We start from the raw sequence: 19,537 nt of genomic DNA on the forward strand, positions 1-19,537 counted from the left end.
CCGGCCATCCGAACATATCTACGAATACCCTAGCAAGTTCCGCGGCTGCACAGCCGCACATTCAGCGCGCACGGCGCGCCTTGGCCTCCGCTTCGGCCCAGGCCCGCTGCGCCGGAGTCAGCGACGAGCTACCCGGCCCGGTGGTGGATGTGCCGTTACCGGAAGTCCCGCTGCCCGCCCGCCACGCGTGCGTGATGGCCAGCGCCAGGGCATCGGCGGCGTCCGCCGGACGGGGCGGGGCATCCAGGCGGAGGATCTTGGTGACGAGTTTGGTCACGGCATCCTTGTTGGACGTTCCGCTGCCGGTGACCGCGGCCTTGACTTCCGACGGCGTGTGCAGGGCCACGGGGATGCCGCGCCGGGCGGCGGCGGCAATCACCACGCCGGACGCCTGGGCAACCCCCATCACCGTGCTGACGTTGAGCTGGGAAAACACCCGCTCCACGGCAAGCACGTGGGGTTCGTAGCGGTCCAGCCAGTCATCGATGGACGTGGCGATCACCAGCAGCCGCTGGTCCAAGCTCTCATCTGGCGACGTTCCCACCACACCGACGGCCACCATCGTGGCTCGCCGGTTTTTCTCCACGTCCACGACGCCGATGCCGCAACGGGTGAGGCCCGGGTCGACTCCCAATACTCGGAGGGTCAAGGCCGGGCCTCAGTTTCACAGCAGGGCTGCGGGATCACTCGGCTTCCAGTGCGGCCTGCACTTCGTCGCTGAGATCCGCGTTGCTGTAGACATTCTGGACGTCGTCGAGCTCTTCCAGGGCGTCCACCAGCTTCATGAACTTCTTGGCGGCGTCCAGGTCCAGCGGGACCTGCATGGACGGGACAAACTCAGCTTCATCGGTGTCGTAGTCGATCCCGGCGTCCTTGAGGGCGTCGCGGATTGCCTGCAGGTCCTTGGGATCCGAGTGGATTTCCCAGTTATCGCCGTTGTCCTTGACTTCCTCTGCACCGGCATCAAGCACGGCCATCAGGACGTCGTCCTCGCTGAGCCCGTTCTTGGGCAGGGTGACGACGCCCTTGCGGGAAAAAAGGTAGCTGACGGAGCCGGGGTCGGCGATGGTGCCGCCGTTGCGGGAAATGGCGAGCCGGACCTCGGAGGCGGCACGGTTCTTGTTGTCCGTAAGGCACTCAATCAGCAGCGCAGAACCCTGCGGGCCGCGGCATTCGTACATGATTTCCGTGTAGTCCACCACTTCGCCGGTAAGGCCGGCGCCGCGCTTGATGGCGCGGTCGATGTTGTCCGCGGGGACGGAGGTCTTCTTTGCCTTGGTGACGGCAAGTTCCAGGCCGGGGTTGCCGGCCAGGTCGGGGCCGCCCATGCGTGCCGCGACTTCGATATTCTTGATCAGCTTGGCGAACGACTTGGCCCGGCGGCTATCAAGGATGGCCTTCTTGTGCTTGGTCGTCGCCCATTTGGAGTGGCCTGACATGCTTTACGCTTCTCCTCTGATCATTCGAATAAACAGTTCATGCACGCGCTTCTCCCCCGTCACTTCCGGGTGGAAGGAGGTGGCCAGCAGGTGGCCTGAACGCACTGCAACAATTCTAGCCGTCCCCTCTAGCACCGCCGCATGCGAAGCATGCGCCGGATCAGCGGGTTCCACCTGCGCCAGGACCTCAACGCCAGGGCCCACACGCTCCACCCAGGGACCGCGGATGAACACCGCGTGCACCGGGGCCACCCCCGAGCCGGTGTCACTGAAGCCCAGTCCCTTGAATTCAAGATCGGTCTCGAAGGACTCGCGCTGGCGGCCGAACGCGTTGCGGCGGACAGTGATGTCCAGTCCGCCGAATGTCTGCTGCGGGTTGCCCGCAAGGTCCGTGGCCGGGTCCGCGATCTCATCGGCGAGCAGGATCATGCCTGCGCAGGAGCCGTAAACGGGCAGCCCGTCGGAAATGAGCTTCCGCAAGGGATCGGCGACTTCGAAGGCGCGCGCGAGCTTGTCGATGGCGGTGGATTCGCCGCCGGGAATGATCAGGCCGTCGATGCCGTCAAGTTCGGACGGGCGCCGGATTCCGATGCCCGTGGCGCCCATTGCTTCTGCGGCGCGGAGGTGCTCCCTGAAGTCACCCTGGAGGGCCAGGACACCGATTCGCAGGCCTGCGCCCGCGCGGGAATAGTCCGTGGAAGGGGGGTTGGTCATCCAAACAGCATAGTGCTCCCCGCGGCGGCAGGGTTGCCGGAACGGGCACTCCCGCCCGGTTCCATGCCGCGACTGGGATATATTACAGAGCATGCTTTACTTCAGCGTTCCGCTCGGCAAGCTCGTCCGCCGGGTCTCCCGGCTCAGGGGCGGAGGCTCTGCCCTCCCCGGTCTTGTGGTGGAGAAAATCGACCCGGGATTCATGCAACGGACACTGTCCACGCTCCCTCTGGGGGTCGCCGTCGTGAGCGGAACGAACGGCAAGACCACCACCACCAAAATGGTGGTGGAACTGCTGGAGAGCCAAGGGCTGAAGGTCTTTACCAACCGCACCGGCAGTAACTTCACCCGCGGCGTCGCCGCTGCCCTGCTGGGCGACGTGGACTGGCGGGGACGGCTTGACGCGGACATCGCCGTGCTGGAGCTGGATGAGGCGCACGCCGTGCACTTCGTCAACAGGGTCCCGCCGCGCTACAGCCTGCTGCTGAACGTCCTCCGTGACCAGCTGGACCGCTTCGGCGAGATCGACAAAACCGCGCAGCTCCTGCAGCACATCGCGTCCAAGACCACCGGAACGGTGGTCCTGAACCGCGAGGATCCGCGCGTCGCCCGCATCGCCGACACCCTGGACGGACCCGAGGTCCGCTACTTCGGCCTCGACGACTCCCTCCTGAGCACGTTCCCGAACGATGACGACCTGCGCGCCGGCCCCGGCAGCCCGGTGCCGGCGCAGCCCGCGAAGCCGCACGCCGACGTCGTGCTCCGCCGGGTGGGGACGGACGACGCCGACTTTGAGTACGACGGCGGCACGGTCACCACCGGGATGAAGCTCCGCGGCGTCTACAACATCTTCAACGCTGCTGCGGCCCTCGTCCTGGCCCGCTGCATCGCCGGCAACGGCGCCACGCCGACGGATCACGACGGCCTGCTCAAGGCCCTGTCCCAGGTCGCGCCGGCCTTTGGCCGCGGTGAAAGCCTGGTGGTTGACGGGCTGCCGCTGGACCTGGTGCTGGTCAAGAACCCCAGCGGCTTCCGGCTGGGCCTGAAGTCCTTCCCCGCCGGCGGCTACGCCACCATGGTGGCGATCAATGACAACTATGCCGACGGCCGTGACATGTCCTGGCTCTGGGACGTCGAGTTCGACTCGCTGCGTGAAGGCGGCGTGGACCAGTTGTCCGGTTCCCGGGCGTACGACATGGCACTGCGGCTGCAGTACGACGACGTCGCCATCGGCGCCGTCAACCCGGAGATCGCACCGGCCCTGGCAGCCTTCATCCAGGGCGCGAAAGGCAAACCCAAGCGCATCTTCTGCACCTACACAGCGATGCTGGCCATCCGCCGCGAGCTGTCCAAAATCACCACTGTGGAGGTGGTCTCATGAGCAAGGGCACCATCAGGGTCCTTCAGCTGTATCCGCGTGACATGAACATTTACGGCGACTGGGGCAACGCCCTCGTGCTCCAGCAGCGCCTCCGGTGGCACGGCTACACTCCGGAACTGCTCGAATACAACGTCGGTGACGAGTTCCCGGCGGACGTTGACCTCATCGTGGGCGGCGGCGGCCAGGACAGCGGGCAGCTGGTGATCCAGGACGACCTGCTGTCCCGTGAAACGACGCTGAAGGAGTTGGCCGAAACCGGCGCTCCCATGCTGCTGATCTGCGGGATGTACCAGCTCTTCGGGCGCTTCTTCAAGACCCGCACGGGGTCAGTGATTCCCGGCATCGGCGTGCTGGATGTCGAGACTCACGGAACCGATGAACGCCTGATCGGCAATGTCACGGTGTCTTCTCCCGAGTTCGGCGACATCCTGGGCTACGAAAACCACAGCGGGCAGACGACGCTCGGCCCGGGAGTCCGGCCGCTTGGCGCCACGTCCAAGGGCACCGGCAACAACAGCAAGGACGGCCAGGAAGGTGCGCGCTACCGGAACATCGTGGCGAGCTACCTGCACGGATCGCTCCTGCCGAAGAACCCGGCCATTGCCGACTTCCTGATCCGCACCGCCGTCGAACGCAAATACGGCAGCTTCACGCCTGGCGCGCCGGACGACCACTATGCCACCCTGGCGCGGGAGCACGCCGCGAGGCGTCCCCGCTAGACCCCGCACCGTTCGGTCCCACGCGCCTCGCCGCGCGCGCCGCCGGTGACGCTTTATGACCGGCCGGAGCAGGGGCCGTGGGAAACTGGTTCCATGGACACCGCATCCGCCAGCCTCCCGGAACATCTCCGCCGCCAGTCCGGCCCGCGCGATCCGGGCGATGCCTGGGTGGAAGGCGCTGCTGGCAAATTCTGGGGCCGTTTCGGCTCGGCCGGGCTTCTGGTCCAGGATCCTGCCAAGGGCATCCTGCTGCAGCATCGCGCCACGTGGAGCCACCATGGCGGAACATGGGGCCTGCCCGGCGGGGCGCTCCACCAGGGCGAAGACGCCATAGCGGGGGCACTTCGCGAAGCCCACGAGGAAGCGGCCGTCCCGCCGGGGAACGTCCATGTCCTCTTCACGTCCGTGTTCGACGTCGGGTACTGGTCCTACACCACTGTGGCGGTCCGCGTTCTTGAATCCTTCGAACCGACAATCAACGATCCCGAGAGCATCGAACTGACATGGGTGCCGGCCGACTCTGTTGAAGAGAAGGAGCTCCACCCGGCGTTCGCGACGGCCTGGCCGGAACTATGGCGCCGACTGCTGCAGCACCGCCACTGATTTACCTGGCTGTTTCTCTTTAGGCGTAGCCTCGACCGGAGTACCGCAGCGGACGAAGCCGTTGACATAGGTAGGCACCATGTCAGGAGGCACGCCATGTCGGAAGTCAGCAGCGGAATCCACGAAAGCAACCCCGCCCAGGACCCGCTGGATTCCTATTCCGCGACGGTCATCCGAGTGGCGGAAACCGTCACACCCCACGTCGCCGCCGTCGAAATGACCGGCAACGGGCGTAGCGGTCGATACCGTGCGGGTGCAGGCTCGGCCGTCCTGTTCACCTCGGACGGATACTTGGTGACCAACGCCCATGTGGTGGGATCGGCGGGTAAGGGTCACGCGATCTTTGCCGACGGCACCCGGACAGCGGTTGAAGTGGTGGGTGCCGACCCGCTGTCCGACCTGGCCATTGTGCATGGCAGGGCACCCATGGTCCAGCCGGCCGAATTCGGCGACGCCGAACTCCTCAAGGTTGGCCAGCTGGTCATCGCTGTTGGTAATCCCCTGGGACTCTCGGGCTCCGTGACGGCGGGAGTCGTCAGCGGACTGGGCCGCTCCATCCCCGTATGGTCCGGACGCAACCGCCGCGTGATCGAGGACGTCATCCAGACCGATGCCGCGCTCAACCCCGGGAACTCCGGCGGTGCCCTGGCGGATGCCCGCGGCAGGATCGTGGGAATCAACACCGCGGTGGCCGGGGCGGGACTGGGACTGGCGGTTCCGATCAATGCCACTTCACGCCGGATCATCGCCTCGCTCCTCTCGGACGGGCGGGTCCGGCGCGCCTACCTCGGACTCGTGAACACCCCTGTACAGCTTCCGGTCAGCTCCGTGGTGCGCACCGGCCACCGTGACGGGCTGCTGGTGGTGGAAGTCCTTCCCGGATCACCTGCCGAACGTGCCGGCCTCCGAGCCGGGGACGTGCTGTTGAGCGTCGGCCGGAAGTCTGTCTCCAATGCGGAGAGCCTCCAGAAGCTGCTGTTCTCCGAGGCCATCGGCGAGCCGCTGGACATTTCAGCGCTGCGGGACGGCGCGGAACTGCATGTTGTGGCCATCCCGGAGGAAATGACCGAGAACTAGGTGAAAGGTGCGGCCCCTGCCTTCCCGCGGCCGGCGTCGTAGGATTTCCGCACCTGCGAAAGTAATCAACCCGCGCCTCTACTCCACTCCCGGCCATCGCGCTATGGTTAGTGGTGAACACGCCCTCCACCCACATCGATGTGGCGGAGCGCTGTTCCAGCACTACAGGCCGGTCCACCCGATCACTGTTTTCGGAGCCGGGATTGTGGATATTGGGGTAGGCACGGGGGTGCCCTCATATCGTTATCCGTGCGCTTTGCGTTTCACGCATTGTGAGGCACGGAGGTTTCCAAGTGCGGCAGGGGCTCTGCGCCGCCGCTGAGAATCAGGCCACTGCAAAAATGGGGCATTGCGCCGATTCACGGAACGTATCGCCGCGCAATTTTGGGGCCACTAACCGCAGACAACGTCCGACTGGAATCGTACATCCGGCGCAGGCAACTGCATGGCGCGCCGGAACCCACACTGCTCTACCAGGGGTGATTCCGCCTGCCCGGAACTGCCTGGGGCCTACACCTGGGAATGAACCAAAAGATTGGAAGATCTCATGAAGAGGTCAATGGGATTGCTCGCATCCACCCTGCTGGCCGCAGGACTCGGCATCGGGGGGACAGCAATGGCTGCCGGACCCGCCGCAGCGGATACGGGACTGAAGTCCGTCACGATTTCCGCGACGAACTACCAGAGCTACACGGACGACAGGGACCGCGACCGCGATAGGGACAAGCGGGACTGGCGTCACGACCGCAAGTGGTGTGAGAAGCACGGCTACTGGCACCACCACAAGGGTGACAGGCACCATAGGGGTGGCTGGCACTTCCACAGCTATTGTGACGACGACCGTGGGCGCGGCCGGCACTAGGCCGCCAGAGATGATCTGACCGCCCGGTCAAGAGCAACAGGAGGGGCACCGCGTCCCGCGATGCCCCTCCTGTGCCATCCTTCGCTTCGTTCGCCCGGCGAAGCCTTCCCGCGCCGGCGATCCGATGCCAGAGTCGATCCATGAACACCTGGGACCCAAGCGCCGACGGAGTCATCAGTTTCCCCTCCGGCCGGCGCATCCGCGGCCGTGCACTGCGTCGTCCTCTCCCGCCTGGCCCGGTGCCTGAATTCGCGGTCTACCTGCTCGGCAGCCGCCCCGCGCCAACGAAATGGGAACAACGGTGGGTGCGCTGGCCGGACTTCTGGCTGCCTGCGAACAAAACCGACGCCATGGGTGCCCTGCGGGAAGCCTGGGTCCGATCGGAATCGGAACGCGTTGAGGTCGCCTGCCTGGGCGGCCACGGCAGGACCGGCACCGCCCTTGCCTGCATCGCCGTCATGGACGGCGTCCCGCCAGAACACGCGGTGTCGTTCGTTCGGGAACACTACGGGCCGGCCGTGGAAACCCCCTGGCAGCACTGGTACGTCAGGCACGTTGCCGGCCGCACCACGTAGGCCTTTGAACTTCTTTGCGGGCCGCCGGCCCTACCTGCTTTCCGCCGAAATGATCAACTCCCGTGCACCCGCGGCGTCCGCGCCCATGGATTCCACCACGGTCCTGGTCCTAAGGCGCGTAGCGGCGTCGGTTTCCGCCCCGGCGCACGGCCCCTGCGGTGCGTCGGCCGCCAAGGAACACCACCGGTACGGATTCCGGACGATCACCGAAGGCACCCAGGCCAGGTCTGAGGCCGACCATTTCCCGGCCGCGTCCTGGCTGAACTGTGCCCGCACCAGCAGTCCCTCGTTGTTCACCACGTACCAGGGGGAGAGTTCCGTGACGCCGTTGCCCAGCCCGTACGCAATCCACGTCCCGTTGTAATTCTCAATGGGAAGCACGGAGTGGGTGTGGTGGCCGTAGATCATGGTGAACTCGCCGCTGTCCACCAGGGCGTGGGCCGTGTCCTGCTGCTGGGCATTGGGAGCGCTGGCATATTCGTCTCCGGCGTGCATGGCTCCGAGCACAATGTCCGCGCCGAGTGCCCTGGCCTTCTTCGCCTTGGCAATCATGGCCGGAGCGTCCAGCATGTCCACCTGCCACGCGTACTCGGGGTATTGCCCGTTCAGGCCGTAGGTGGCTTCAATCACGGCAATTTTGGCGGCCTCCGTCGGAAGGATCAGGATTCCCTGCGACTCTGCCTCGGTCCGGTAGGATCCGGTGTGTTTCAAACCTGCGGCGTCCAGGGCATCGAGGGTCCGGGCAAGCCCCTCGGTTCCCCGGTCAATGGTGTGGTTGCTGGCGGTGGTGCAGGCCTCGTAGCCAACGTCCTTTGCCGCGGTAACGATCTGTGGCGGCACGTTGAACGACGGGTACGCCGAGAAAGGGCCGGCCGGGTCCGCAACCGGAGTTTCCTGGTGGCAGATGGCGAGGTCGCTCTTCCCGATGTAGGCCCGCTGTCCCTCGAGCAGCGGCGTGAAGTCCAGCCCCGGTTTACCCACGGCTTCAGCATCGGCACGGGCCTGGTCCCACAGTTGCGCGTGCACCAGCATGTCCCCCGTCATCAGAACGGATGTGCACCGTACGGCGGGACACGCCGGGCCTTTGCCCGGTGTCGGTTCCGGAACGGGGGCCGGCTCCGGAGCGATAGCCGACGACGGCGGCGCGGAGGCCGCCGTCGTCCGTGGCGCGTCGGCGGACCGCTGACCGGCGCCTTGCTCGGCGATGACGCCGCACGACGAAAGCGCGAGCATCACGAAGCCGGCTGCGCACGCCGTGACGCTCCACGTGCGGACTTTGCGCGGTGCCCGTGGACGCATTTCCGCCATGTCGCCATCCTATGGCGGCCGGTCCCGGAAGCCGCGCAAAATCACCATTGAGAACCTCCCGGTCTTATGAAAGGGTTGTTTCATGACTAACCCCCTCCTCTCCCCCAGCCCCTTGCCGTTCGGGCTCCCGCCGTTTGCAGACATCCATGAGGCCCACTACGCCGAGGCAGTCCGTTCCGGCCTTGCGGAGCACCTGGCGGAAATCCAGGCAATTGCGGACAACGCTGAAACTGCGAGTTTCGACAACACTGCCCTGGCGATGGAACGCTCGGGACAACTCCTCCAGCGCGCTGCCGCGTCATTCTTCACCCTGGTTTCGGCCGATGCCACGGACGGCATCCGGGGGCTCGAGACAGAGTTGTCCCCCGAGTTTTCCGCCCATCAGGACGCCATCTACATGAACCGGCGGCTGTTTGACCGGTTCGCCGCCGTGGACACCGCAGGTCTGGATGATGAATCCGCCCGGCTCGTGGAGGAGTACCTCAAGGAGTTCCGCCAGTCGGGCATCCAGCTGGACGACGCCGGGCAGGAGCGGCTCCGGGCCGTCAACGCCGAGCTGTCCCGGCTGGGCACCGATTTCGGGCAGCGCACCAAGGAAGCCATGAAGACCTCCGCCCTGCTTCTCGACGATCCCGCGGAGCTGTCAGGGCTGCCGGCGGATGACATCGCCAGCGCCGCCGAGGCAGCACGCGCGGCCGGGCACGAGGGCAAATTCCTGCTCGCCCTCATCCAGCCCAGCAACCAGCCCGCCATGGCATCACTGGAAAACCGCGATGTCCGCCGCCGCCTCTACCAGGCGTCCATTAGCCGCGGAAGCAGCGGCGGCAGCCTCGACGTCCTGGACCTGGTGAAGTCCATGGTGGTGCTCCGTGCGGAGAAAGCACGCCTCCTGGGATTCGCCAACTACGCTGAACTCACCGTGGACCGCCAGACGGCCCCCGATTTCGAAGCCGTGCAGACCATGATGAACCGGTTGGCTCCTGCCGCCGTCCGGAATGCCGACGCCGAGGCCACCGCCCTGGCTGAAGTTGCGGGCCATCCGCTGGAGGCCTGGGACTGGGCGTACTATTCGGCGAAAGTTCGTCGCGAGCGGTACAGCGTGGACGAGCAGGCGCTGCGCCCGTACTTCGAACTTGACCGGGTGCTTCGCGACGGCGTCTTCTTCGCCGCAACTTCCCTCTACGGTGTCACTTTTCACGAACGGCCCGATCTCAAGGGCTACCACCCCGACGTCCGGGTCTGGGAAGTCCGCAACGAGGACGGTTCCGAACTGGGACTGTTCCTGGGCGACTACTACGCACGGGAGACCAAGCGCGGCGGGGCCTGGATGAACTCCCTGGTGGAACAGTCCGCGCTCCTCGGGACACGGCCGGTGGTGATCAACAACCTCAACATCTCGAAGCCTCCGGCCGGCGAGCCCACGCTGCTGACCCTGGACGAGCTCCGGACCGCGTTCCACGAGTTCGGCCATGCTCTCCACGGCCTGTTTTCCGATGTCACCTTCCCGCGGTTCTCCGGAACAGCCGTTCCGCGGGACTTCGTGGAGTATCCCTCCCAGGTCAACGAAATGTGGATCATGTGGCCCGAGGTTCTGGCCAACTACGCCCGACACCACGTCACCGGCGAGCCCCTTGCCCAGGACATCGTGGACAGGCTCAACGAATCGCAACTGTGGGGCGAAGGTTTCGGCACCACGGAGTACCTGGGCGCTGCGCTGCTGGACCTCGCCTGGCATGTCCTTGACGAATCAGGGGTCCCGGCTGATGTCCTGGCGTTCGAAGCCAAGGCCCTGGCGGCGGCCGGAGTTGCACACACCCTGATTCCGCCGCGGTACCGCACCGGCTACTTCCAGCACATCTTCGCGGGCGACGGCTACGCCGCGGGCTACTACTCGTATATCTGGAGCGAAGTGCTGGATGCGGACACGGTGGAATGGTTCAAGGAAAACGGCGGCCTCAAACGCCATAACGGCGACTTCTTCCGGAATGAACTGCTCTCCCGCGGCAACAGCCGCGAACCGCTGGATTCGTTCCGCGCCTTCCGTGGCCGCGACGCGCAGCTGGAACCGCTGCTGAAGCGCCGCGGCCTGGGGTAGCCCCCTCCCCTCCCAACTGACCCGCAGTTAACGTCGTGAAAAGCGAGTTTCGCGACGTTAACTGCGAGTTAGTTGGGTTAACGGACGACGGCGGCGGGCCACCTTGGAAGGTGACCCGCCGCCGTCGTACTGCTTTGGAGCTGTTACCAGCCGCGCTCGGCGAGGCGGTGCGGCTGCGGGATTTCGTCGACGTTGATGCCGACCATCGCTTCGCCCAGGCCGCGGGAGGCCTTGGCGATGACGTCCGGGTCATCGAAGAAGGTGGTGGCCTTCACGACGGCGGCCGCGCGCTGGGCCGGGTTGCCGGACTTGAAGATGCCGGAGCCGACGAACACGCCGTCAGCGCCAAGCTGCATCATCATGGCGGCGTCGGCCGGGGTGGCGATGCCGCCCGCGGTGAAGAGCACCACGGGGAGCTTGCCGGCCGCGGCAACTTCCTTGACCAGTTCGTACGGGGCTTGCAGTTCCTTGGCCGCGACGTAGAGCTCGTCCTCGGGCAGGGCGGCAAGCTTGGCAATCTCGGAACGAATCTGGCGCATGTGGCCGGTGGCGTTGGAGACGTCGCCGGTGCCGGCCTCGCCCTTGGACCGGATCATTGCGGCGCCCTCGTTGATGCGGCGCAGTGCCTCACCAAGGTTGGTGGCGCCACAGACGAAGGGAACCTTGAAGTTCCACTTGTCGATGTGGTTGACGTAGTCGGCCGGGGTCAGGACCTCGGACTCGTCGATGTAGTCCACGCCGAGGGACTGCAGGACCTGCGCCTCCACGAAGTGGCCGATCCGGGCCTTGGCCATGACCGGCACGGACACGGCTTCGATGATCTTGTCGATCATGTCCGGATCGGACATGCGGGACACGCCGCCCTGGGCCCGGATGTCGGCCGGAACGCGTTCCAGCGCCATCACGGCCACGGCACCGGCGTCTTCGGCGATGCGGGCCTGTTCGACGTTGACGACGTCCATGATGACGCCGCCCTTGAGCATCTCTGCCATGCCGCGCTTGACGCGGTTGCTGCCCGTGACGCTGTTGGCGGACGAGCCGGCTTCGCTGCTTACATCAGGTGTAGACACAAAAACCCCTATGGGTAGCTAGATGTTACGTAGATCCGGTCTCTCGGTTCCGGCGGCTGCGCACACGCCAAAAGCCACGCCGCGCGCACACCGGATTACCGGATCCAATGACCAGGTACTGCTAATACTAGTCGCACGCTCCGGCGCTGCTGAATTCGGGTTACCCCGGGGTTAGGCCGGCTGCTGCGAGGCGGTCCCGTCGGGTTCTTCCAGCGACTGCCGGTGCACGGTGGCGATCCGCTGGACAACGGTCACCAGGCTGGCGGCGGCCAGGAGGACCAGCGTCGCCAGCAAGACCACGCTGGGGAGCCCGATCCCGGTAAATCCCGTCACCACCAGCACCGACACCAGCCGTTCTGCCCGCTCGGCTATGCCCACGTTGGCGTGGAAGCCCAGGGCTTCGGCCTTGGCCCGCGCATAGGAGACCACCATGCCAAGCACCAGGCAGACGACGGCGGCAACGGCGATCGCGCGGTCCGCACCCCCCGTGAAGTACCAGATGGCCAGGCCGGCAAACAGCGCACCGTCGGCAACCCTGTCCAGGGTGGAATCCAGGAAATTGCCCCAGCGGCCGCCGCGCTCCTGCATCCGCGCCATGATGCCGTCCAGGACGTCGGAGAAAATGAAGGCCGTAATGAACAGCGTTCCCCACCACAACTGCCCCAGCGGGTAGAACACCAGCGCGCCCACCACCACCCCCGCCGTGCCCACGATGGTGATGGCGTCCGGTGAAACGCCGATTTTCAGGAGCCAGCGTGCCAACGGGGAGAAGAGGGCGGTGAAGAACCCGCGGGCATGCCGGTTAAGCATGTTCGTCCTCGGGCCAGGCTTCCGCGACCTGCTGGCGGACCTCGCCGAGCGTCTGCGTGATCGCTTTGGTCTGGGCGATGATGGGGAAGAAGTTTCCGTCCCCGCCCCAGCGCGGAACGACGTGCTGGTGCAGGTGCCCGGCAATTCCGGCCCCGCCCACGACGCCCTGGTTCATCCCGAGGTTGAAACCGCCGGGGTTGGACACTTTGCGCAGGACCCGCATGGAGGTCTGCGTCAGCGCGGCGAACTCCGCTGTTTCCTCCACGGTCAGGTCGGTGTAATCCGGAACGTGGCGGTATGGACAGATCAGCAGGTGGCCCGGGTTGTAGGGGAAAAGGTTCAGCACCACATACGCAGTGCGTCCCCGGTAGACAATCAGGGACTCTTCATCACTTCGGGCGGGGGCCACGCAGAACGGGCAGTCATCCTGGTTCTTGAACTGGTGCTGCCCGCCCTTGATGTAGGCCATGCGGTGCGGGGTCCAGAGGCGCTGGAAAGCGTCCGGAACTCCGGCCAGACCGAATTCATCGGTCACACTGCCGTCGTCCGGATAACCCCCGCCATCGCCTGTGTTCTCCTGCACGTCGCCTGCCATTCCGCTCCCGCTAGCTGGTCCGGTTGCTGACGGCGTGGACAATCCTCTGGACCGCCTCGGCCACCGGCACCCCATTGTCCTGGCTGCCGTCGCGGAACCGGAAGGACACTGCCCCCGCCTCGGCGTCCTCGCCGCCGGCAATCAGGACGAAAGGAATCTTGTCCTTGCTGGCGGTGCGGATCTTCTTCGGGAAGCGGTCGGAGGAAATATCCACCTCGGCGCGGATGCCTGCAGCCTTGAGCTGGTCCACGACGTCGAACATGTAGTCATTGAACGCTTCTGCAACGGGAATGCCCACAACCTGAACCGGTGCCAGCCACGCCGGGAAGGCGCCGGCGTAGTGTTCCGTCAGCACGCCCATGAACCGCTCCACGGAACCGAACAGGGCGCGGTGGATCATCACCGGGCGCTGGCGGGTGCCGTCGGCGGCCTGGAATTCGAGTTCGAAGCGCTCAGGCAGGTTGAAGTCCAGCTGGATCGTCGACATCTGCCAGGTGCGGCCGAGCGCGTCTTTTGCCTGCACGGAGATCTTGGGGCCGTAGAACGCGGCTCCGCCCGGATCCGGGACGAGCTCCAGGCCCGAGGCTTCGGCAACCTCGGCGAGTGTCCGGGTGGCTTCTTCCCAGGCGGCGTCGTCCCCCACGAACTTGTCTTCGTTCTTGGTGGAAAGTTCCAGGTAGAAGTCGTCCAGGCCGTAGTCCTTGAGCAGTCCCAGCACAAAGTTCAACGTGGTGGTGAGCTCGTCCTTCATCTGCTCGCGGGTGCAGTAGATGTGGGCATCGTCCTGTGTCATGCCGCGCACACGGGTCAGGCCGTGCACCACACCGGACTTTTCGTAGCGGTACACCGATCCGAATTCGAAGAGCCGCAGGGGCAGTTCGCGGTAGGACCGTCCGCGCGACCGGAAGATCAGGTTGTGCATGGGGCAGTTCATCGGCTTCAGGTAGTAGTCCTGGCCGGGCTTGCGCACCGTGCCGTCCTCGTTCAGTTCCGCGTCGATATGCATCGCCGGGAACATGCCTTCCTTGTACCAGTCAAGGTGGCCTGAAACTTCGTAGAGGTGCCCCTTGGTGATGTGCGGTGTATAGACAAACTCGTACCCGGCATCAACGTGGCGCTGCCGGGAGTAGTCCTCCATGGCCTTGCGGATGATGCCGCCCTTGGGGTGGAACACCGGCAGGCCGGAGCCCAGCTCGTCCGGGAAGGAGAAGAGGTCCAGCTCTGCTCCGAGTTTGCGGTGGTCGCGGCGTTCGGCCTCGGCGATGCGCTCCTGGTAGGCCTTGAGGGCGTCCTTGGTGGGCCAGGCCGTACCGTAGATGCGCTGCAGCTGCTGGTTGTTTTGGTTGCCCAGCCAGTAGGCGGCCGAGGATCGGGTCAGCGCAAAGGCGTTGGAGATCAGCTTGGTGTTGGGCAGGTGGGGTCCGCGGCACAGGTCGCACCAGACGCTGTCCCCGCTTTTGCGGTCCACGTTGTCGTAGATGGTGATGTCTCCGGCGCCCACCTCGACATTGACGCCTTCCCCGGCGTCGGCGGCGTTGTTTTTCTTGCCGAGCAGCTCAAGCTTGTAGGGCTCGTTCTTCATGGCTTCGCGGGCTTCATCCTCGGACACCACGCGGCGGACGAACTTCTGGTTCTGGTTGATGATCTTGAGCATCATCTTTTCCAGGGTCTTCAGGTCTTCCGGAGTGAACGGTTCGGCGACGTCGAAGTCGAAGTAGAACCCGTCCGTGATGTAGGGACCGATGCCGAGCGTGGCGTCAGGACGCAGCTGCTGTACGGCCTGGGCCATGACGTGTGCAGTCGAGTGCCGGAGAACGTTGAGTCCGTCCGGGGAATCGATGGTGACGCCTTCGATGTCCGCACCCTCGGGGAGCGGCTGGTCCAGGTCCTTCAATTCGCCGTTTACTCGGGCGACAACGACGTCGCGGCGCTCAAAAAAGAGTTCCGCGCCGGTGGTCCCGGTAGTCACCTTGGTCTCTTCGCCGTCGACGATGAGGGTGATCTGCTGGGCATCTGACACGGGTGTCTCCTATTCAAAGTTAAGGCTTCGTAGCTTGTGGCGTACGGGGACCACAGCCAGCCTCGTCCATGCTATCGGTTGGGAGATAGGCCGACCAAAGCGGCGCGTCCGGGCGGGCCCGGCGGCCCGCCTGAGGAAGCGGGCTCAGCCGCCCAGCCCGGTGATGGCCAGGTTGCGGTTGATTCCGTCCAGCGGCCCGCGCAGCGGAAGTGCCGGATCCCAGGTGTCAGCAGGTTGCGCTTTCGGGAACGGCAGGGTTTCAGTGCGGCTGAGGTCCCAGGCCATGGTGGCGCTGATGCTGATGCCCCGGGGACCGGTCCTGCGGGTGTTGCCCCGGATCAGGAGCAGCCGGGTGCCGAACAGCAGCGGGCCTGCCAGCTCCTGTGCCTCATGGAAGAACACCGAGTCCACGCAGCCCGTGCCGTCGTCGATGCTGATGAACACCACCCGGCGCCCTCCCCGCATCGGCGGCGTCTGCGTGGCGACCCTGACCCCGGCCACCAGCACCTCGGTGCCGTTCCTGAGTCCCAGGAGCTTGTCCGCGGTGGTGACGCCCAGCCTGTCGAGCAGGGGCCGGTGGCTGGTCATCAGGTGCTCACTGACATCCACCGCCATCAGGTCGAGCTCTGCCCGCACGTTGTCCACCGTGCTCGGGGCCGGAAGTTCGGCCTTGAGGTTCCTGAGTTCAACATCTCCCAGCGGGAGCGACAGCTGACCGTCGATGACCTCAATGCCTTTTTTGGAGGGGCGGTTCTGGAGGGCCTGGAGGTGTTGGACGAGGTCTGCCCGGTTGGCGGCTCCTCCGGATTCCCGGTGGAGGGTGTCGAAGGCTCCCAGCTGGGCAAGCCGCTTGATGCTTGGCCGGCTCAGCCTGGAGCGGGCACGCAGGTCAGCCAGCGAGTCATAGGGCTGCCCTGCGACGATCCTTTTGAGTTCGGCGCCGGAGAGCCCGTAGATGCCGTTCAGGCTCAGCCGGATGCCCAGCTTGCCGTGCTCGGGACCGGACTCAACCCGTTCCACGCGGTACTCCGCCTGGCTCCTGTTAATGTCCAGGGGAAGGATGGGGATCCCCAGCCGCCGCGCTTCGGACACGAGGAGCCGCTTGGGATACATCCCGGGATCGTGCTCCCACAAACCAGCCAGGAAAGCCTCCGGGTGGTGCGCCTTCAACCAGGCCGATTGATAGGTGGGCACGGCAAAGGCAGCCCCGTGCGCCTTGCAGAAGCCGAAGCTGCCGAACGCTTTCAGCGTCCCCCAGACCTTGTCCACCACGTCGGGCGTGTAATGCCGTTTCATTGCTTCCTTGCGGAAAAATTCCTCCACCTTCGGCTCCTGGACCTCGTTCCCCAGGGCCCTGCGGAATTCATCGGCCCGGGCCAGCCCGCAGCCGGTCATGACATCGAAGGTCTTCAGGATCTGTTCATGGAAAACGGTCACCCCGTGGGTTTCCTGGAGCACCGGCTTGAGGTCCGGGTGCGGATAAACCTCCGGAGCAAAACCGTGGCGGTGTTCCAGGAACGGCCGCACCATGTCCGATTTCATCGGTCCCGGGCGGAACAGTGAAATATCGATGATGAGGTCGTTGAATTCCCGCGGAGCCAGTTTGCCGATCAGTTCCCGCTGCCCGGGGGATTCAATCTGGAAACAGCCCAGGGTGTGGGTGCTGCGGATCAGTTCGTAAGTTGGTTCGTCATCCAGTGGCACGGCGTTGAGGTCAATATGTCCGTCCGCTGCGATGAAGTCCGGCCCCGTGCCGTCCGGCCCCGTCGGATGGGCGCCGGCAGCCACAACCTCGGCCTTCGACGGGTGCAGCCTGATGACCTCACGGACGGCAAAGGCCATGGCACTCTGCATCCGGACGCCGAGGACGTCCAGCTTGAGCATCCCCATCGGGTCCATGTCGTGTTTATCGAACTGGCTCATAGGCAGGCCCATTCCGCTGGGCTGGACCGGTGTCCGGTCCAGCAGCGTCGCGTCGCCAAGAATTACTCCGCAGGGATGCATGGAAATGTGCCTCGGCAGGCGGTCAAGCCTCTCGGTCAGGTCAACGAGCAGGTCCAGCTGCTGGTTTTCCGCGAAATCGCGCTGCTCAACCCGTCCGGCGAACTCCTTCAACTCGGGTTTTTCCACCAGGGCTTCACGGAAATTCCGTGCAGAAAAGCGCCACAGCTGTTTGGCGATTTCGCCGATATCGCCGTCGTCCATGCCCAGCGCAAGACCGGCATCACGCACGGCACCGCGAGCGCGGTAGCCGTTCTGCATGCTCATGAGGGTGACGCGTTCCGCCCCGAAGCGGTCAAAGATCCGGCGGTAGACATTGTGCCGCTCAGCGCTTTCGACGTCGATGTCAATGTCCGGAAGGGTTGCCCTGTCGCGGGAAAGGAACCGCTCGAAGATGAGGTCGTGCTGCAGGGGGTTCACCTGGCTGACATCGATCAGGTAATTCACCAGGCTGGAGGCACCGGAGCCCCTGGCCGCAGCCCTGACCCCCATATCCAGGATCATCCGGGAAACCTCGGCCACAGTGAGGAAGTAGGAGGCGAAGCCAAGGTTGGCGATGATCCGCAGTTCATGGTCCAGCCGTGCCCGCATTTCCGCCTCGGCCCGGCCCGAAATGCCAGGGAACCGCCGGCTGATGCCAGCCTCGCAGCGCCGCGTCAACTCCGCTAGCGGGTCTCCCTCGATCCCGATGACCGATGCCTCGGGAACAACCGGTTGCTTCCATCCCATATCCGTGACGGGGTCCATCCGGCAACGGTCCGCGAGCGCCTCCGTCTGGCCCAACAACGTGGTGAGGTCGGTGGTGCCGTAGCCCGCGGCATGAATGATCTCTTTGGCAAGCTCGAGCATTTGTGCGGATGACTTCAGCCACCCCCGGCCGTTGGGCTGAAGCAGCGGTTCGGCGGTCAGTTCGGGCAGCGATTTCAGGGTGCGGGCTGAGTCCAGCACATCTGCCGTAGCTGCGCCGTCCTCCGCGCAATAGCGGACTGCGTTCGTCAGTACGGCAGGAACGCCGTGCTCAGCGGCGAGCTTGAGCATGCGCACCGCATGCGCTGTGCTCAGCGGCTCACCGGGGGCACTGAGGTGTGACACCACTTCGGCTGCCACGGTTCCCTTCGGCATGCTGTCCAGCCATTGCTTGAAGAGTGTGCGGGGGCGGAGGTACCTGCGTCCGCCCATTGCCCTGCCGACGTCGGAATCAGGTCCCACCAGCACCGTCAGCACCGGCTCGAGTGTTTCCGGGTGCAGCGCCCTGGAGGCAATTTCGGCGCGGGTCACAGCGACGGGCACCGCTCCCCCGGCTTTGCCGGACGTGCGGGCATGGGCATCTGAGATCAACCGGCAAAGGGCGCGGTAGCCGGCGCCGTTGTTGTGTCCGTGGGCGAGTACGACGACGCGGCCCGCGAGCTGGGTGCGGAGGTCGCCGTCGTCGTCAAAGACCGCCAGGTCAACCCCGACGACGGGATCCAGGCCCGCCGCCATACAGGCCTTCAGGTGCTTTACGGTGCCGTACAGCCCGTCCCTGTCGGTGCAGGCCAGTGCTGTGGCGCCGTCCGCTGCGGCTGCCTGGGCGAGGTCGTCCGGCCAGGAGACACCGTAGTGGGCGCTGAAGGCAGTGGATACGTGGAGATGGGTGAAGCTCATGCTGACTGCGGCCTCAGGGCATCGTGGATCCGCAGCAGCCTCCAGCGCCCGCTGCCGGTGTTCCTTGTCAGGTCAAGGGTGAGGGTCTCATCCTGTTGGAGTTTTTCCTTGGCATCTGCGGGCCGGACCTGGACGCGCCAGATCTCATGGTCAACCAGTCCCGGGCCGGTTCCCAGCGGTGCCCGGGTTTCCTCGACCCACCACTGCCGGCGCTCATACCAGTGCACGGGCTCGGCGCAGACCATGTAGTGCCGCCCTGACCACGTGAGTTCGGACGGCTGGCCCGCGGGCGTGCAGACGACGTCGACACCCTCGCTAAACAAGCCCATCGGCGCCTCCCAGAACTGCACTCCCCTTCCCGCAACGGGCGATCGCACCGCTGGCAGGGAGGAACCTGAATGATTCGTTGTGAAACCATTTCTTCGAATATATCTTCGAATAACTCAAGTCTACGCCGGAGGCCGGACAAAACCTACAGACCCCTCCTCCGTCAGCGCTCCCAGCGAAAAGGGAATGTGGCTGACACACGAAGAAATCCATAACGCTCAAGGATCGGCCCTGAGTATTCAGTTGAATCACCACGGATCAGTTTCTTGCCCAGCCTCATCGCGGACCGTGCCCGCC

17 protein-coding genes are annotated in these 19,537 nt (G+C 65.2%); 7 read left to right on the plus strand and 10 right to left on the minus strand.

Annotated features, from left to right (window positions below):
• Window positions 1-61: 61 nt before the first annotated feature.
• The 3 genes from ruvC to pdxT are packed head-to-tail and all read right to left on the minus strand — an operon-like array spanning window position 62 to window position 2,153.
• Complete coding sequence (gene ruvC / locus WMN78_RS17995; RefSeq protein WP_340535101.1) at window positions 62-649, minus strand: crossover junction endodeoxyribonuclease RuvC; 588 nt, start codon at window positions 647-649, stop codon at window positions 62-64.
• A 34-nt stretch (window positions 650-683) separates the two neighbouring features.
• The gene (locus WMN78_RS18000) at window positions 684-1,439 is read right to left on the minus strand and encodes a YebC/PmpR family DNA-binding transcriptional regulator (RefSeq protein WP_340535102.1); all 756 of its coding nucleotides are present in this window, start codon (window positions 1,437-1,439) and stop codon (window positions 684-686) included.
• A gap of 3 nt (window positions 1,440-1,442) precedes the next feature.
• Complete coding sequence (gene pdxT, locus WMN78_RS18005) at window positions 1,443-2,153, minus strand: pyridoxal 5'-phosphate synthase glutaminase subunit PdxT (RefSeq protein WP_340535103.1); 711 nt, start codon at window positions 2,151-2,153, stop codon at window positions 1,443-1,445.
• Window positions 2,154-2,244: 91 nt separating this feature from the next.
• Between pdxT and WMN78_RS18010 the strand changes: the two genes are divergently transcribed.
• From WMN78_RS18010 to WMN78_RS18035, 6 genes are all read left to right on the plus strand, one after another.
• On the plus strand, window positions 2,245-3,534 hold the full coding sequence (locus WMN78_RS18010) for a MurT ligase domain-containing protein (protein ID WP_340535104.1): 1,290 nt from the start codon (window positions 2,245-2,247) through the stop codon (window positions 3,532-3,534).
• Complete coding sequence (locus WMN78_RS18015; protein WP_340535105.1) at window positions 3,531-4,253, plus strand: glutamine amidotransferase; 723 nt, start codon at window positions 3,531-3,533, stop codon at window positions 4,251-4,253. Before WMN78_RS18010 ends, WMN78_RS18015 begins: the two co-directional genes overlap by 4 nt.
• Window positions 4,254-4,346: 93 nt before the next feature.
• Window positions 4,347-4,856 (plus strand): NUDIX hydrolase, encoded by a 510-nt coding sequence (locus WMN78_RS18020; protein WP_340535106.1) that lies wholly within the window; start codon window positions 4,347-4,349, stop codon window positions 4,854-4,856.
• Between the two features lie 96 nt (window positions 4,857-4,952).
• Window positions 4,953-5,933 (plus strand): S1C family serine protease, encoded by a 981-nt coding sequence (locus WMN78_RS18025; protein ID WP_340535107.1) that lies wholly within the window; start codon window positions 4,953-4,955, stop codon window positions 5,931-5,933.
• 559 nt (window positions 5,934-6,492) lie between these two features.
• Window positions 6,493-6,795: a hypothetical protein gene (locus WMN78_RS18030; RefSeq protein ID WP_340535108.1), complete on the plus strand. Its 303-nt coding sequence runs from the start codon at window positions 6,493-6,495 to the stop codon at window positions 6,793-6,795.
• Window positions 6,796-6,935: 140 nt separating this feature from the next.
• Window positions 6,936-7,370 carry a protein-tyrosine phosphatase family protein gene (locus WMN78_RS18035; protein ID WP_340535110.1) on the plus strand — a complete coding sequence of 145 codons (435 nt, stop codon included), beginning with the start codon at window positions 6,936-6,938 and terminating at the stop codon, window positions 7,368-7,370.
• A gap of 30 nt (window positions 7,371-7,400) precedes the next feature.
• Here WMN78_RS18035 and WMN78_RS18040 read toward each other — a convergent pair whose 3' ends face one another.
• The gene (locus tag WMN78_RS18040; RefSeq protein ID WP_425341177.1) at window positions 7,401-8,669 is read right to left on the minus strand and encodes a CapA family protein; all 1,269 of its coding nucleotides are present in this window, start codon (window positions 8,667-8,669) and stop codon (window positions 7,401-7,403) included.
• Window positions 8,670-8,760: 91 nt separating this feature from the next.
• Here WMN78_RS18040 and WMN78_RS18045 point away from each other — a divergent pair, with 91 nt between their 5' ends.
• The gene (locus WMN78_RS18045; RefSeq protein ID WP_340535112.1) at window positions 8,761-10,773 is read left to right on the plus strand and encodes a M3 family metallopeptidase; all 2,013 of its coding nucleotides are present in this window, start codon (window positions 8,761-8,763) and stop codon (window positions 10,771-10,773) included.
• A gap of 143 nt (window positions 10,774-10,916) precedes the next feature.
• Here WMN78_RS18045 and pdxS read toward each other — a convergent pair whose 3' ends face one another.
• The 6 genes from pdxS to WMN78_RS18075 form a co-directional block, all read right to left on the minus strand.
• Window positions 10,917-11,843, minus strand: a complete 927-nt coding sequence (gene pdxS, locus WMN78_RS18050; protein ID WP_011692158.1) for a pyridoxal 5'-phosphate synthase lyase subunit PdxS — start codon at window positions 11,841-11,843, stop codon at window positions 10,917-10,919.
• Between the two features lie 171 nt (window positions 11,844-12,014).
• The gene (gene pgsA / locus WMN78_RS18055) at window positions 12,015-12,653 is read right to left on the minus strand and encodes a phosphatidylinositol phosphate synthase (RefSeq protein ID WP_340535113.1); all 639 of its coding nucleotides are present in this window, start codon (window positions 12,651-12,653) and stop codon (window positions 12,015-12,017) included.
• On the minus strand, window positions 12,646-13,236 hold the full coding sequence (locus WMN78_RS18060) for an HIT domain-containing protein (protein ID WP_340535114.1): 591 nt from the start codon (window positions 13,234-13,236) through the stop codon (window positions 12,646-12,648). The genes pgsA and WMN78_RS18060 overlap by 8 nt, the downstream gene beginning before the upstream one ends.
• A gap of 22 nt (window positions 13,237-13,258) precedes the next feature.
• A complete protein-coding gene (thrS, locus tag WMN78_RS18065) occupies window positions 13,259-15,268 on the minus strand; it encodes a threonine--tRNA ligase (RefSeq protein ID WP_340535115.1) in 2,010 nt (669 codons plus the stop codon).
• Window positions 15,269-15,412: 144 nt separating this feature from the next.
• Complete coding sequence (locus WMN78_RS18070) at window positions 15,413-18,913, minus strand: DNA polymerase III subunit alpha (protein WP_340535116.1); 3,501 nt, start codon at window positions 18,911-18,913, stop codon at window positions 15,413-15,415.
• A complete protein-coding gene (locus WMN78_RS18075) occupies window positions 18,910-19,242 on the minus strand; it encodes a DUF6504 family protein (RefSeq protein WP_340535118.1) in 333 nt (110 codons plus the stop codon). Before WMN78_RS18075 ends, WMN78_RS18070 begins: the two co-directional genes overlap by 4 nt.
• Window positions 19,243-19,537: the final 295 nt, after the last annotated feature.

Origin of the sequence: Arthrobacter oryzae (assembly GCF_037911235.1) — a bacterium.
In the GTDB taxonomy this organism is placed as follows: Bacteria; Actinomycetota; Actinomycetes; order Actinomycetales; family Micrococcaceae; genus Arthrobacter; species Arthrobacter oryzae_E.

What these genes read in the sequence shown, in the direction of transcription:
- WMN78_RS18000 (WP_340535102.1), bottom strand. Translation starts at nt 1,439, where the DNA reads ATGTCAGGCCACTCCAAATGGGCGACGACCAAGCACAAGAAGGCCATC.
- pdxT (WP_340535103.1), bottom strand. Translation starts at nt 2,153, where the DNA reads ATGACCAACCCCCCTTCCACGGACTATTCCCGCGCGGGCGCAGGCCTG.
- WMN78_RS18010 (WP_340535104.1), top strand. Translation starts at nt 2,245, where the DNA reads ATGCTTTACTTCAGCGTTCCGCTCGGCAAGCTCGTCCGCCGGGTCTCC.
- WMN78_RS18015 (WP_340535105.1), top strand. Translation starts at nt 3,531, where the DNA reads ATGAGCAAGGGCACCATCAGGGTCCTTCAGCTGTATCCGCGTGACATG.
- WMN78_RS18020 (WP_340535106.1), top strand. Translation starts at nt 4,347, where the DNA reads ATGGACACCGCATCCGCCAGCCTCCCGGAACATCTCCGCCGCCAGTCC.
- WMN78_RS18025 (WP_340535107.1), top strand. Translation starts at nt 4,953, where the DNA reads ATGTCGGAAGTCAGCAGCGGAATCCACGAAAGCAACCCCGCCCAGGAC.
- WMN78_RS18030 (WP_340535108.1), top strand. Translation starts at nt 6,493, where the DNA reads ATGGGATTGCTCGCATCCACCCTGCTGGCCGCAGGACTCGGCATCGGG.
- WMN78_RS18035 (WP_340535110.1), top strand. Translation starts at nt 6,936, where the DNA reads ATGAACACCTGGGACCCAAGCGCCGACGGAGTCATCAGTTTCCCCTCC.
- WMN78_RS18040 (WP_425341177.1), bottom strand. Translation starts at nt 8,669, where the DNA reads ATGCGTCCACGGGCACCGCGCAAAGTCCGCACGTGGAGCGTCACGGCG.
- WMN78_RS18045 (WP_340535112.1), top strand. Translation starts at nt 8,761, where the DNA reads ATGACTAACCCCCTCCTCTCCCCCAGCCCCTTGCCGTTCGGGCTCCCG.
- pgsA (WP_340535113.1), bottom strand. Translation starts at nt 12,653, where the DNA reads ATGCTTAACCGGCATGCCCGCGGGTTCTTCACCGCCCTCTTCTCCCCG.
- WMN78_RS18070 (WP_340535116.1), bottom strand. Translation starts at nt 18,913, where the DNA reads ATGAGCTTCACCCATCTCCACGTATCCACTGCCTTCAGCGCCCACTAC.
- WMN78_RS18075 (WP_340535118.1), bottom strand. Translation starts at nt 19,242, where the DNA reads ATGGGCTTGTTTAGCGAGGGTGTCGACGTCGTCTGCACGCCCGCGGGC.